The sequence below is a fragment of the Thalassolituus maritimus genome (assembly GCF_900156675.1).
GTDB lineage: Bacteria > Pseudomonadota > Gammaproteobacteria > Pseudomonadales > Oceanobacteraceae > Thalassolituus > Thalassolituus maritimus.
In genome coordinates this window covers 440,037-453,428 of sequence record NZ_FTOH01000002.1, presented here as the reverse complement: position 1 = coordinate 453,428, position 13,392 = coordinate 440,037, and the positions used below count along the sequence as shown (strand labels likewise).

Below are 13,392 nucleotides of genomic sequence, written 5' to 3'. Positions count from 1 at the left end.
ATTTTGTGTGGTTTTCACCAATCCCTCGAGAAAAATATATAGAGATCGATATTTTGAGATCTAAATATAGGACGGGATGCGCCACCCGGATTAGCGGTCAGGAGGCCCCCTTATGAATATTTCGTACTCTATTGATCAGCAACAAGGTAAACTACAGGGCAAGAATCACGATCCTCTGCTGGAAGACGAAAAATCTATGAACCGCTATGACGAGGTGCTGGTTGCACTGCGGCGCATCATCCGCGCTACTGATCTACACTCTAAGCAACTGAGTAAGGTGTCAGGTCTGACTTCCCCGCAGCTTCTTATCCTGCAGACCCTGCGTCACCATGGCGAGCTGACTGTCGGAGATGTAGCACGTAGAGTCAGCCTCTCTCAGGCGACAGTGACCACCATTATCGATCGCCTCAGTAAACGCGGATTTGTTGTCCGCGAACGCGGCAGCACAGACAAACGAAAAGTATTTGTGCACCTCACAGAACAAGCGATCCAGGCTTTGGTTGATGCCCCCCGCCCGTTGCAGGATAGTTTCGTGCAGCAGTTTCAGGATTTGAGAGACTGGGAGCAAAGCATGATCCTGACGTCTCTGGAACGAGTGGCCTATATGATGGATGCGCAGCACATTGACGCTTCCCCCGTACTTGATCTTGGTCAGCTTGACCGGACTGACCCGGGCAACCACTGACAACCCACCCTCTCGTGAGGTGCATTGTCATCAATGTGCCTCCTGCTTATCCCGATTGCCTCCTGATCGCGCTTAACAGTCTATACAGTAGAATTGTTGTAGCGCATCCGCGGGCGCTCATCCCGCTTTTCTACTGTTTTACTGGAGATACACATGACTGACGTTGTCATAGTTGCAGCTACCCGTACCGCTATCGGAAGCTTTGGCGGATCACTTGCCGGACTGTCCGCCGTCGACCTCGGCGCGGCGGTGATTTCATCCATCATAGAGAAAACTGGTATCGACGCAGGACTCGTCGATGAGGTATTGATGGGCCAGGTACTGACGGCCGCCGCCGGCCAGAATCCTGCGCGCCAGTCAGCAATCAAAGCAGGGCTTCCGTCTTCTGTTCCTGCCATGACCATCAACAAAGTCTGCGGCTCGGGCCTGAAGGCAGTTCACCTTGCCGCGCAGGCCATTGCTTGTGGTGATGCTGACGTCATTATCGCCGGAGGCCAGGAGTCTATGTCCAACGCACCGCACGCGATGCCGGGCTCCCGTAATGGCCAACGCATGGGACCAATTACCATGGTCGATACGATGGTCGTGGATGGCCTCTGGGACGCATTCAATGACTACCATATGGGAACAACAGCCGAGAACATCGCCTGTGACTACAACATCAGTCGCGAAGAGCAGGACGCCTTTGCTGCGGCATCTCAGAACAAAGCCCTCGCCGCAATTGAAGCAGGCACATTCGATGCTGAAATCACCCCGATCGAAATTCCTCAGCGTAAAGGCGACCCTATCGTATTTAAGGTTGATGAAAACCCGCGCCCGGGGACAACCGCAGAAAAGCTTGCAGGCATGCGCCCGGCCTTCAGTAAAGACGGCTCAGTTACCGCTGGTAATGCTTCATCGCTAAACGATGGTGCCGCTGCTGTGATGCTAATGAGTGCAGCCAAGGCCGCGGAGCTGGGTCTTCCAGTGCTGGCAACTATCAAAGGTTACGCCAATGCCGGTGTTGAGCCACGCATTATGGGAACAGGGCCGATTCCAGCGACTAAAAAATGCCTGAGCAAGGCAGGCTGGTCGGTTGCTGACCTGGACCTGATTGAGGCCAATGAGGCCTTTGCGGTTCAGGCACTGTCGGTCAACAAGGGGCTGGAGTGGGATGCTGATAAGATCAATGTGAACGGCGGTGCCATCGCACTCGGCCATCCGATCGGCGCTTCAGGATGCCGGATTCTGGTCACACTGCTGCATGAAATGGCTCGCCGTGACGCTAAGAAAGGTCTGGCTACCTTATGCATTGGCGGAGGAATGGGTGTTTCTCTTGCGGTAGAACGAAGTTAAGCAAAGAGCCAGACGGGGTGTCCGTTGGGATACCCCGACCTCTACACCTCGGTAAACTCAGTCGTTTTACCCTCAATAATCAACACATAAGGAACGAAGGTTCGATTAAACTCGCTGCGCTCTATGGTAATCATGCCCTCGAATGGATCACGCAGGTAGACGTACTCTTCATCTTCAAAGTAGTAGAGGTAGAACCGATCGACACCTTCCGGATTGTCCTTCAACAGGAGGTAAGGGCCATCCTGCTGCTGGAGCTTGCGCTGTGCCAGATCAAGCAACAAGTCGTCAGATTTATAAGCACTGGCACGAAGGCCCAATGCCGCTGCCGCCTGTTTTATGTCGTAGAAGTTGAAACCACGTTGCTCACGGATTCTGACTGGATCACCGTGAATAAAAAGTAATGCGAATATATCAACTTCGCTGGTTTTCACCCCCATGCTTTCTTCAAGCATGACAGACACCATATAAGCACAACCCGACGACTCAAGAGCAGCATGCGTCTGCTTATCATCCAGCGCTGGGGTATCTTCGACTGCGAATGCACATGCAGAGCTGAAGAACCATACAAGCATTGTCAGTACTGCGAATTTCATCTGGGAATATGCTCATGTTGCAAAACGGGCCAAGAATGACGGGACATCCTCACACTGAACAGGTGATATCCGATCAACTTCATGTCCTGATATGTCCTATTTAAAATTAGTCCATACGAGCCAAACCGCGATACCCGGTGACCTGACTTTTTCTATTTGGCCGCAGAAGCTCCCTGAGTGGCAGCAGAGTTAACAATCTTCACGTTTGCACTGGCTGACTCTGCTTGCTCGGCATAAGCTGATCTCTCTGAATGGTGAGATCCCCATAGCACCTCACTGCTTCTCTCATTTTCGCGCGCACCATGCCGCGACACTGCAAAGGAACGCCATATGACAACCGCGCGACCTGTCTCCGGGCAAATGATGACGCAGCCCATGCTGATCAGTGATTTGCTGGAATACGCAGCCGCTCATCACGGCTCTCGAGAGATCATCAGCCGCAGGCTTGAAGGGGATATTCACAGATACACCTACAAGGACGCACTGCGACGGAGTAAGCAGTTGGCACATGCGCTGATTTCACTGGGCGTACAACCCGGTGATCGAGTAGCAACGCTGGCCTGGAACGGCTATCGCCACTTCGAGTGCTACTACGGGATATCGGGCATCGGTGCCATCTGCCATACGGTGAACCCGCGCCTGTATGCGGAACAGGTCGAGTACATTATCCAGCACGCTGAAGACTGCTATGTCTTTCTCGATGCCTGTTTTGCTCCGCTTCTGGAGCCCATTGCCGACAAGCTCTCCAGCGTTAAAGGGTTCATTCTGATGATCGACGAAGATCAGATGCCCGACACGTCACTGCCGCATGTTCACAACTATGAACACCTGTTGGCTCAGCAGCCAGATATGTACGAATGGCCCCGTTTTGAAGCGGATACCGCTGCCTGCCTGTGCTACACCTCTGGCACCACGGGCAACCCCAAAGGCGTCCTGTACTCACACGCATCCACCGTTCTGCACGCCTACGCCAGCCGTAACCCGGATGCCCTGAATGTCTCTTCCGACAGTGTTGTGATGCCTGTTGTCCCCATGTATCACGTCTGCGCCTGGGGAATGCCGTACATTGCTCCTATGTCTGGTGCCTCCCTCGTACTTCCAGGGGAGGGAATGGATGGCCCGGACCTGTATGAGCTGATTGATGTTGCTCAGGTCGACATGATGCTCGGTGTGCCTACAGTCTGGCTGCGCCTGATCGATTATCTGAAAGCCAATGACCTCACCATACCGTCAGTGAAAACCGTTGGTGTCGGCGGTTCGGCCTCGCCACGTTCTCTGGTTGAGACACTCGATAAAGACTTTGGCATTTACCTGCTCCCTATCTGGGGGATGACCGAGACGTCACCGCTGGCGACGCTCGGAGCACCGACGAAAGCGATGGCCAGTATGTCTGATGATGAACGCTACCGGATTCAGACAACCGCCGGTAAGCCCATGTTTGGTATTGACCTGGAAATCTTTGATGACGACGGAGAGCCACTTCCACACGATGGCACCAGTCGCGGCTTCCTTCGGGTCAGAGGCCCCTGGGTGCTACGCAGTTACTACAAGACAGAAAAGCCCGATGCCTTTTTTACTGATAAAGATGGCGGTGTCTGGTTCGACACCGGTGACATTGCGGTGATCGATGCTCAAAGCTACCTGCAGATCGTCGACCGGGCGAAAGACGTTGTGAAGTCTGGCGGCGAATGGATCTCATCCATCGACCTGGAGAATGCTGCGGTCGGCCACCCAGAAGTCGCAGAAGCCTGCGTTATCGGTGTGAAGCACCCTAAATGGGATGAACGTCCCCTGCTGTTTATCGTTGCCCTGGAAGGCAAGACCGTCACTAAAGAAAGCGTCTATGCCTATCTTGATGGGAAAATAGCCAAATGGTGGATGCCCGACGATATTCTTGTGGTGGACGAACTCCCCCATACCGCCACAGGGAAACTACAGAAACGTAGCCTCCGGGATGAGTACATCAACTATCTGGTTGATAAAAACTGAACCGCCCCTGAGATAAAGCCAGACTGAACACCTGAAGTTGAACGCCTGTTTCAGCCTTCAACTTCGGGTAATTTTATAGCCATCCAACTACCCGCCATCCCCATAAATGACAGTATCAGGATAACGCCACTGACACCGATCAGCGGCTCCAGCAGACTGATAAACCCTGTCATAAGCAACATAACGCCAATCAATGTATTACCCACAGATACATAATCCGTGCGCTTATTGCCTTCACCGAGGTTGACCACATACGTCTTTCTTCCCAGACGAACCCCTTGATGGGCGATACTCAATACAAAATACAACAGAGGTAGTACCCAGATTTCTGAAAGCCACTCGGTTCGGAATGCTCCGATAAGAAATATCACTCCACCGACAGCCGCAGACATCATCCCCGCACGAACCATGACAAGGCGACTGGTGACATCCGCGAAGCGCCCCCAGAAGCGCCCTGACACCAGGCTGCCCGCACCACTAGCGGCCATAAACAGAGCCAGCATACTGATCGCCGCATCCAGTTCCTGATGAGCAAGAACTACAATAAAAGGCGCCGTGAGCGCTGAACAAAGAAGTAAAGAACGGGACAATAAGAAACGCCGGAAAGGTGCGTCGGTTTTCAGTAACGACAGTCTGGCAAAGGCTTCCTTGAGTCCATTGTTCCCACCGTCTGTCTCTCCCGGAAATTCATTAATTCCGGCATAAACGCCACCAGCAATCACCCACATCAGGGCTGCCAGAGCAAAACCAGTGGCGTAGAGGGTTGTGGAGCCTTCTCCCAGCACCCCGCTGATCAGTAATAACGCAACCGTCAACGTAATCAGCCCCGCAGCTGTCTCGGCCCAGCCATTCAGGGTTCCGCGCCGGGCTTTTGGAATCGTCTTACCCAGAACGTCCTTGGATGCGACAGAGCTCAGCCCCCGTGACAGGCTGAAGACAACGACTAACGCCAGCATCGCCCAACCTGCCAGTGCTCCTTCCAGCGAGAAGGCGACGGCTGCAATACCCAGCACGGCCAGCGCCTGTAATGCACTGCCCAGAACCCACATCCATTTACGGATAGCCATGGTGCGTGCGACACTGGCGATGGCCAGCTGTGGCAACATCGAACCCGACTCACGAATCGGCACCAACCAGCCGAGCATCCACGCAGGAGCGCCGACTGACTGCATTAGCCAGGGTAAGGTAATTTTAGGGTTAACCAGTGCATCACCCAGCTTGGAGAAAAACATACTGAGCAAGGTTTTGAGGAAATTGCCAGGGACTTCCCGGCACGCACTTTCAGGAATCGACTTACAGGCGCGGGCGTCTTCGTCATTAACCAGTTTTTCGTAGATATCATCGGTCAGGCCTGACCGGTGAGAAGCGTCTGTCATGAGCAGTTCGTCCTGTAGAACCCGTCACATAGGAAGGCTCATGATAGCAAGGGCAATGAAAGCGAGCCATTGAGCCAGGCCCACACGGGCCCGGCCGGCAGATTAACTGTGCTTGGTCATAAAGGCCTTAACAGCAGGGGCAATGCTCTCGCGGAATTTACGACCGTTAAAAATACCGTAATGGCCTACACCCGGCTCCTCGCGGTGAATTTTCATTTTGTCGGGAATACCGGCACAAAGATCCAGCGCGCAAGCGGTCTGCCCTTTACCGGTGATATCATCGAGCTCGCCCTCAATCGTCATAAGAGCCATATCTTTAATGGCCTTCAGATCAATGACTTTTCCGCGATACTCCATCGTGCCTTCAGGCAGCTGATACTCCAGGAATACTTTGCGGATGGTATCGAGGTAATAGCGGGCTGGCATATCCATCACCGCGAGGTACTCGTTGTAAAACTCTCTGTGCGCTTCTGCGCTGTCGCCGTCACCCTTCACCAGATCAGTAAAGAACTTAAAATGTTTACTGACGTGGTTGTCCATATTCATCGACATAAAGCCAGACAGCTGGATAAACCCGGGATACACCGACTGACCACGACCGGCAAAACCATCCGGCACGTGACAGATCACATTATCTTCGAACCACTCAAGGTCCTTTCCAGATGCGTAATCGTTTACTTCTGTCGGGCTGATACGCACATCAATCGGCCCGCCCATTAAGGTCATGGACTTGGGTACCGCTTTGCTGCCCTGCTCTGACATAACACTCGCCGCGACAAGTGCCGGAACACAGGGCTGACACACTGCCAGAACGTGAGTATCCGGGCCAAGGAACTCCAGAAATTCGATCAGATAATCGACATAATCATCAAAACTGAATTCACCTTTAGAACGCGGAACATCACGAGCATTCAACCAGTCGGTGATGTAGACCTCATGATCTGGTAAAAACTCAGCAACTGTCCCCCGCAACAAGGTGGAAAAGTGTCCGGACAGTGGCGCTACGATCAGCAGCTTAGGCTGTTCAAGGCCACGCTTCCGACGGCGGAAATGAACCAGATCGCAATAAGGCTTTTCAACGACACTGCAATACTCGATGCCCACTTCACGGCCATCAATACGTGTCGTATCGAGTCTCCATTCCGGTTTTTCATAGAAATCCGTTAAACGCTCAACCAGTTCAAGCGAGGCACGAACAGTGCGCAGATACCAACCATAATTCATCGGGTTCCAGGGTTGGTAAAACATCTGCCGGGACAGGCGTGCCGCCACATGCATCGGGCGTAGCGCATTCATTACGTGGGCATTGATTGTGTAGAGCATTCCATTCCACCTCGTCATCGCACCAGAATTTATCCGGGTCATGCCCCGGATCAGGGAAGACTTCCAGCATAGCTGAAGGTTCAGATGTGTCTGTTCATTCATTGAAATTTAATCTGAACCAACCGGACGATCAGGACGTTTATTTTCCTCTGGGGTCAAATTGTCTATACTGTGAGTTAAGTTTGCCTCTTTATGGCCCGATAAGTTCGGGATTTGGCGCACCGCGCCCTGTGGGTAACACTGGTAATGACGTTATTTTGCAATGTGCGGAAAACCCGCCTGCCAATAATAATAACGAGGAGAGGTGGCCATCATGAGTACACAAACAAAAAACAGCGAAAGCGCTGTCAGCAAAGATCACAGATTCACGAGCTTTAGTGAGTTTTATCCTTATTATCTCTCTGAGCATCGGAACTCCACCTGTCGCAGCCTGCACTACATTGGCAGCTCGATTGGCCTGGGTGTTCTGTTGTTTTCACTGACCAGTGGGAATTTCCAGTACATTCCGATGGCTCTGGTAGCTGGTTATGCCTTTGCCTGGATCGGACATTTCTTCTTCGAACACAATAAACCTGCCACTTTCCGCTATCCTTTATGGAGCTTCATGGGTGACTGGGTAATGCTGAAAGATTTTTTGCTGGGACGTATCGACAAAAAACTACCTCGCTCCTGACAGAAACGATCGATTGCAGCCCAATGTGGAGGCGATGATGAGACGCGCGTTATCCATCGCAATGACCGCACTTACCGGTGCACTAAGTGTGTATCAGGCCAGTGCAGACACCATCAGCCTGAGAGCCGATATCTGGCCCCCGTACAACGCGACACCCGGCAGTGATAAACCCGGCTACATCGTCGAACTCGCGAACGAAATCTGGAATAGCGAAGGTCATCAGGTCGATTACTCAACGATTCCCTGGGAACGGGCCATCAGTGAAGCTCGTTCAGGAAACATCGACTGCATACTTGGTGCGTTACCAGAAGAAGTTCCCGACTTTGTATTTCATTCTCTTTCACTGGGGCTTGATCAGAGTACGTTTTACACCCGCTCTGGAAACCCGTGGACATATCACTCTCCCAGTCAGCTGAGCAACATCCGTTTGGGCGTCATTGGCGGCTACTCCTATGACCAGGGTGCTGTCGATGAACATATAGCAATGGCCATCCGCGACGGCTCTCCCGGTAGCCGGGTGCAGTTAATGAAGGGCGATAACGCACTGGAGAAAAACCTGCAGAAACTTCTGTCTGGCCGTATTGATGCCATTGTGGGTTCGGCCACTGTGGTCAACTACACAGTCGCAACGCTCGGGATGGAAGGCGCCGTGAGACCCGCAGGCAACATCGGAGTGGCCGATAAGCTATACATTGCCTGCTCGCCTGCAACGCCAGAGACGTCAGAGACTTACACCCGACAGCTGGATGAAGGTATCCAACGTTTACGGAAATCTGGTCGGCTTACGGAAATACTGGAGCGTTACGGACTCCAGGACTGGAGCACGGAAACGCCCCTGCAACCTTGATATGTGAACTATGAAGTATTGAACCTGTCATAGTCACTCGCTATTCTGCAACCGAATACAGTCGTATCAAGGAATATCCAAATATGCTTCGCAAGCACGCACTGGTAGCGGCCATCGTTATCGCTCCAACCGCAGCAATGGCTGCTGAACCTTCCTGGGATGGTGCCGCAGAACTGGGCACAATCTTCACCTCTGGTAACACAGACACCCAGAGCATCAACGCCAACTTCATGGCAAAACGGACCGGTGAAGTCTGGGATACCACATTAAAACTGGAAGCACTGACCAGTGAAGAGGACGGTGTTAAGTCAAAAGAGAAATACAGCGCTCTGACTCAGTTTGACCGTAACTTTACCGAGCACTCGTACATGGCGATCGTTGCTCAGCAGGAGCGTGCTCGCTTCAGTGGTTACACCTACCAGAGCACAGTATCGGTGAACTATGGTTATCGCGTTCTGAAGAACGACACCATGGAACTGAATCTTGAGGCTGGTCCAGGTTATCGTCGCGACAAACTGAAAGAAAGTGATGAGATTCAAGAAGAAGCCATTGGGCGTCTGGCTCTGAGTTACGACTGGCAAATCCGCGAAGGCGTAAGCTTTATTGAAAACTTCACTGCAGAAATCGGCAGCGACAATTCTATTTACAAGTCAGAAACCGGCCTGCAAAGCCAGCTCAGTGGTAGCCTTGCATCTAAGCTGACTTACAAAGTGAAGCATGTGGAAGAAGTGCCAGAAGGCACTGAGAATACCGATACTGAATTCGGCGTTACCCTAGTTTATAGCTTCTGAGCACTGAAACCTGAACAGTAAACCATTCCACCATTGAAAAGGGGCGTTAACCGCCCCTTTTTATATTATTCACTCTTGAGTTATTCACTCTCGTCCTGACCTTTCTCACCGCGTTTTTCCTTCAGGCGGTCCATGTCGTGGTGGCGCCACTTATCACGCTCTTCACGCTGCATCTTGCGCCATTTTTTCTTCTGCTCGTCGGTGAGAACCGACTTCACTGTTTTTTCAAAATCACGGCGGTCTTTCTCGCGCATTTTCATACTGACTGGCCATTCTTCTTCAGAGCACGAGGATAACTTTTCTTCGAGCTCTGATTTCTGCTCACTCGTCAGATCAAGTTTCCGGGAAAGGCGTTCAAGGTGCTCTTCACGCCCTTCTTTTTCACGCTTACGAACCTGCTCTTCCGCGATGGCCTGCTGTTCGTCGGTCAGCACTGAACGTATTTCTTCACGCATCTGTACGTAGAGGTCCTGACGCTGCTCACGACGCTCTTTGTCTGCGGCCTCACTTGGCTTCATCTCACGAAAACGATCGCGATACTTATCTTCAATCGCATCGATCTGCTCCTGCTGCTCATCAGACAGGTTCAGTGAGCTTTCCCAGTCGACCTTCTTCTGACGGTCGTCAACCCCCCAGGCTTGGGCGGTCGTCATAAGTACACCGCAGGCAATAAGGCTCAGCGAGCGTTGAAAGCGGGCAAGGGGAGAAGGCATTTTCATAAATCGATCCTGTGATGCGGTGCTTGTTATCAGGTTATACTAGGCGTCACAGCCCAAAATTTGTGTCCGACATTGCAAAGATTTGTCGCTGCCCCGGAGGATGTAATAATGACTGAAGAAGATGAGCTCTTTCTGCAGGAAATGCAGGGAGTCAAGAAGCTGCAAACGCAGGAGCGCGTCCCACTTCGTCGTGACCCGAAAGACAATAATGTCGCTGCGCGCCGCTCTGCGGCTGTATCTCAGGAGACTTCCAGCGACAAAAACCATCTGCGTGCCAGCGAGGTTCCCAGAGTCGGTCCGCACGATGTGCTCGGCTTTAAGCGTCCGGGTATTCAGGACGGCGTATTCCGTAAGCTACGTCTGGGAAAGTACGAAATTGAAGCCCGCCTCGACCTCCATCGTCGTACGATCGAAGAGGCCAGGCGAGAGGTCTACCGCTTCGTCAACGACTGCATAGGCGCCGACCTCAGAAGCGTCCTGATCATGCCCGGTAAGGGCGATCGCAATGAAGGTGATCCCGCGGTCTTGAAGAGTTATCTGGTTTTCTGGCTTGAAGAGCTGGAAAACGTTCAGGCCTTCCATACTGCTCAGCCGCAGAATGGCGGTGCAGGTGCCTTCTATGTATTGCTGAAAAAGAGTGAGCGCAAGAAGCAGCAGGCACGCGAGCAATTCAGTAAAGGCAGGGTCTACTAAAGAGTCTGATGACCCTGCGCAATATCGGCGTCCATCTGGTCGATCTGTGCAGCCATCAGAGCCTGGACCTCATCGGCAAGGCGCTTAGCATCATCGCGCGTCAGGCCTTCGGTGCTGATCGCCGGTAGCTGCTCCAGACGGCACTCACCAGCACGCCAGCGCTTCAGGTCGATATTTTTATGAGTGCTACTTGCACAGACGGGAACAATCGGCAAACCGGCCTCAATTGCCAGAATAAAGGCTCCGCTTTTAAAAGGTAACAGGCCGCGACCATTACTACGCGTACCCTCAGGGAACATATACACACTGCAGCCCTTCTCGCGAACAATCGTGGCCGCCTCTTCCATCGCGCCCCTTGCTTTGGAACGGTCACCGCGATTGATAAAAATATTTCCCGCCAGCCAGAAAAGAACACCGAACAAAGGAATGTACATCAGGCTGTGCTTGCCAAGGATCGCCATGTCATCCGGCAGGCTCTCGCCGTACATGTACATATCAAGGGTGCTCTGGTGATTCGCAACGTAAATCCCTTGAATACTGTCCGAAGGCCGGTTGCGAACATCCACACGAACATTCATTACGAATCGTGCCCACGAGAATATAATGGCGATAATACGGCTGTTATTCCGGTTAAATGGTCGAATAATACAAATCAGAAGCCCAAGCAGGCACACAATAGGGAAATAAAGGGCTAAAAAGACGATTCGAAAAGCAGCTAACATAAAAAATCCGGCTTGAGGCAGCAGCGAAGCAGTCTAAACTCCTCTGCCAGCCCCACAAGGTGAACTTGTATCACGACACTGGCGTATTAACGCAAAAAGCGCTGATAAGCCGTATTGTCTGTCTCATCCCAGTAACGATAGCCGAGTTCTTCAAGATATCCCTGAAGCTGTTCACGTTTATCATCAGAAATCTGCAGGCCAACCAATACACGGCCGTAAGCAGCACCATGATTTCGATAGTGAAACAGTGAAATGTTAAAACGCTTACCGAGTTTTTTAAGGAAGTTCAGCAAGGCCCCCGGGCGCTCCGGGAACTCAAAGCGATAGACCCGCTCATCGGTAACAGACGCAGGTGCGTGACCACCGACCATATGACGGATATGGTATTTCGCCACTTCATCATCGGTAATATCCATCAGCGTATAGCCCTCGGCCTCAAGGTCCGAGACCAGTGCTTTACGCGAACCCGGCTCGTCAGAGACTTTTACGCCGACGTAAATCTGCGCCTCATCATCGCGACTGTAACGATAGTTAAACTCGGTGATTGGTGATTTCCCCAGAAGGCTACAGAAACGCTGAAAGCTTCCCGGCTCTTCGGGAATGGTGACCGCAAGAATAACTTCACGACCTTCACCGATCTCAGCAACTTCCGAGATGTAGCGCATACGATCGAAATTCACGTTGGCACCGCTGAGGATGGCAACCAGATTTTTATTCTTACACTGCTCACGCTCGATGTACTTTTTCAGACCGGCAATCGCCAGGGCTCCGGCAGGTTCGCTGACGGCGCGGGTATCATCAAAGGTATCTTTGATCGCTGCGCAGATTTCATCCGGTGTGCAGGTGATCACCTCGTCAACATAGTCTTTGCAGACTTCCCAGGTATTTTCTCCAATCTGTGCGACCGCGACACCGTCGGCGAAGATACCTACTTCAGGAAGAACCACGCGACTGCCAGCAGCAAGTGCAGCGGCCAGACAAGCCGATTCACTGCTCTCAACCCCTACGATGCGGATTTCAGGAGCCAGCGCTTTGATGTAAGCGGCAACACCTGCAATCAGCCCGCCACCACCGACAGGAATAAAGATCGCATCCGGACGAACCGGCATCTGCCGCAGGATTTCCATACCGACCGTTCCCTGTCCGGCGATGGTCTCCGGATCATCGTACGGATGGATGTAGGTATAGCCTTTTTCTTCGACCAGCTTCTGGGAGTACTGAAAAGCTTCATCAAACGCATCGCCATGCAGAATCACGCGAGCGCCACGTGCTTTTACAGACTTCACTTTAATTTCAGGTGTTGTCCGCGGCATAACAATCACGGCTTTGATGCCAAGCTTTTTCGCAGCCAGCGCCAGACCCTGAGCGTGATTGCCCGCCGATGCAGCGATCACACCACGCGCTTTCTCTTCGTCAGTCAGCTGCACAACCTTGTTGTAAGCACCACGAATTTTGAACGAATACACAGGCTGCTTGTCTTCACGTTTAATCCATATCTGGTTTTCCAGTCGCTCACTGAGAAACGTTGCAGTATGGACAGGCGTCTCTTCAGCAACGTCGTAGACACGGGAAGAGAGTATTTTTTTCAGGTATTCGTTTAGCATGCCGCTATTCCAAAAAAATCGAGAGCGAACGCGCATTGTAGC

General features: G+C 52.2%; 13 protein-coding genes. 7 read left to right on the top strand and 6 right to left on the bottom strand.

The window, feature by feature from the left end; translation table 11 throughout:
• The first annotated feature begins 112 nt into the window (after positions 1-112).
• Together BW941_RS04765 and BW941_RS04760 are read left to right on the top strand one after the other, a co-directional pair.
• Positions 113-685, top strand: a complete 573-nt coding sequence (locus BW941_RS04765; protein ID WP_349676799.1) for a MarR family winged helix-turn-helix transcriptional regulator — start codon at positions 113-115, stop codon at positions 683-685.
• A gap of 153 nt (positions 686-838) precedes the next feature.
• Complete coding sequence (locus BW941_RS04760) at positions 839-2,020, top strand: acetyl-CoA C-acetyltransferase (protein ID WP_076514496.1); 1,182 nt, start codon at positions 839-841, stop codon at positions 2,018-2,020.
• Positions 2,021-2,061: 41 nt separating this feature from the next.
• Here the strand turns inward: BW941_RS04760 and BW941_RS04755 are convergent, their stop codons facing one another.
• Positions 2,062-2,613 (bottom strand): cysteine peptidase family C39 domain-containing protein, encoded by a 552-nt coding sequence (locus BW941_RS04755; RefSeq protein WP_084188633.1) that lies wholly within the window; start codon positions 2,611-2,613, stop codon positions 2,062-2,064.
• A gap of 330 nt (positions 2,614-2,943) precedes the next feature.
• Here BW941_RS04755 and BW941_RS04750 point away from each other — a divergent pair, with 330 nt between their 5' ends.
• Complete coding sequence (locus tag BW941_RS04750) at positions 2,944-4,602, top strand: long-chain-fatty-acid--CoA ligase (RefSeq protein ID WP_076514494.1); 1,659 nt, start codon at positions 2,944-2,946, stop codon at positions 4,600-4,602.
• Positions 4,603-4,652: 50 nt separating this feature from the next.
• On the opposite strand, the gene BW941_RS04745 is transcribed toward BW941_RS04750, so the two are convergent.
• A complete protein-coding gene (locus BW941_RS04745) occupies positions 4,653-5,978 on the bottom strand; it encodes an MFS transporter (RefSeq protein ID WP_076514493.1) in 1,326 nt (441 codons plus the stop codon).
• A gap of 102 nt (positions 5,979-6,080) precedes the next feature.
• Positions 6,081-7,301, bottom strand: a complete 1,221-nt coding sequence (locus BW941_RS04740) for a polyhydroxyalkanoate depolymerase (protein WP_076514492.1) — start codon at positions 7,299-7,301, stop codon at positions 6,081-6,083.
• 313 nt (positions 7,302-7,614) lie between these two features.
• On the opposite strand from BW941_RS04740, the gene BW941_RS04735 reads away from it, so the two are divergent.
• From BW941_RS04735 to BW941_RS04725, 3 genes are all read left to right on the top strand, one after another.
• The gene (locus BW941_RS04735; RefSeq protein ID WP_068435403.1) at positions 7,615-7,974 is read left to right on the top strand and encodes an Mpo1-like protein; all 360 of its coding nucleotides are present in this window, start codon (positions 7,615-7,617) and stop codon (positions 7,972-7,974) included.
• Positions 7,975-8,011: 37 nt separating this feature from the next.
• On the top strand, positions 8,012-8,821 hold the full coding sequence (locus BW941_RS04730; RefSeq protein ID WP_076514491.1) for a substrate-binding periplasmic protein: 810 nt from the start codon (positions 8,012-8,014) through the stop codon (positions 8,819-8,821).
• Between the two features lie 83 nt (positions 8,822-8,904).
• Positions 8,905-9,612, top strand: a complete 708-nt coding sequence (locus tag BW941_RS04725) for a DUF481 domain-containing protein (RefSeq protein WP_068436019.1) — start codon at positions 8,905-8,907, stop codon at positions 9,610-9,612.
• Positions 9,613-9,692: 80 nt separating this feature from the next.
• Here BW941_RS04725 and BW941_RS04720 read toward each other — a convergent pair whose 3' ends face one another.
• Entirely contained in the window at positions 9,693-10,331 is a 639-nt protein-coding gene (locus BW941_RS04720; RefSeq protein WP_076514490.1) for a hypothetical protein, read from the bottom strand.
• A 108-nt stretch (positions 10,332-10,439) separates the two neighbouring features.
• On the opposite strand from BW941_RS04720, the gene smrA reads away from it, so the two are divergent.
• A complete protein-coding gene (gene smrA / locus BW941_RS04715; RefSeq protein ID WP_076514489.1) occupies positions 10,440-11,024 on the top strand; it encodes a DNA endonuclease SmrA in 585 nt (194 codons plus the stop codon).
• Here smrA and BW941_RS04710 read toward each other — a convergent pair.
• Both BW941_RS04710 and ilvA read right to left on the bottom strand, forming a co-directional pair.
• Complete coding sequence (locus tag BW941_RS04710) at positions 11,021-11,602, bottom strand: lysophospholipid acyltransferase family protein (RefSeq protein ID WP_175607864.1); 582 nt, start codon at positions 11,600-11,602, stop codon at positions 11,021-11,023. The two genes, smrA and BW941_RS04710, sit on opposite strands and share 4 nt — an antisense overlap.
• A 230-nt stretch (positions 11,603-11,832) precedes the next feature.
• A complete protein-coding gene (ilvA, locus tag BW941_RS04705) occupies positions 11,833-13,350 on the bottom strand; it encodes a threonine ammonia-lyase, biosynthetic (RefSeq protein ID WP_076514487.1) in 1,518 nt (505 codons plus the stop codon).
• Positions 13,351-13,392 lie beyond the last annotated feature (42 nt).

Coding starts and splice junctions, on each gene's coding strand:
- BW941_RS04765 (WP_349676799.1), top strand. CDS start 113: ATGAATATTTCGTACTCTATTGATCAGCAACAAGGTAAACTACAGGGC.
- BW941_RS04760 (WP_076514496.1), top strand. CDS start 839: ATGACTGACGTTGTCATAGTTGCAGCTACCCGTACCGCTATCGGAAGC.
- BW941_RS04755 (WP_084188633.1), bottom strand. CDS start 2,613: ATGAAATTCGCAGTACTGACAATGCTTGTATGGTTCTTCAGCTCTGCA.
- BW941_RS04750 (WP_076514494.1), top strand. CDS start 2,944: ATGACAACCGCGCGACCTGTCTCCGGGCAAATGATGACGCAGCCCATG.
- BW941_RS04745 (WP_076514493.1), bottom strand. CDS start 5,978: ATGACAGACGCTTCTCACCGGTCAGGCCTGACCGATGATATCTACGAA.
- BW941_RS04740 (WP_076514492.1), bottom strand. CDS start 7,301: ATGCTCTACACAATCAATGCCCACGTAATGAATGCGCTACGCCCGATG.
- BW941_RS04735 (WP_068435403.1), top strand. CDS start 7,615: ATGAGTACACAAACAAAAAACAGCGAAAGCGCTGTCAGCAAAGATCAC.
- BW941_RS04730 (WP_076514491.1), top strand. CDS start 8,012: ATGAGACGCGCGTTATCCATCGCAATGACCGCACTTACCGGTGCACTA.
- BW941_RS04725 (WP_068436019.1), top strand. CDS start 8,905: ATGCTTCGCAAGCACGCACTGGTAGCGGCCATCGTTATCGCTCCAACC.
- BW941_RS04720 (WP_076514490.1), bottom strand. CDS start 10,331: ATGAAAATGCCTTCTCCCCTTGCCCGCTTTCAACGCTCGCTGAGCCTT.
- smrA (WP_076514489.1), top strand. CDS start 10,440: ATGACTGAAGAAGATGAGCTCTTTCTGCAGGAAATGCAGGGAGTCAAG.
- BW941_RS04710 (WP_175607864.1), bottom strand. CDS start 11,602: ATGAATGTTCGTGTGGATGTTCGCAACCGGCCTTCGGACAGTATTCAA.
- ilvA (WP_076514487.1), bottom strand. CDS start 13,350: ATGCTAAACGAATACCTGAAAAAAATACTCTCTTCCCGTGTCTACGAC.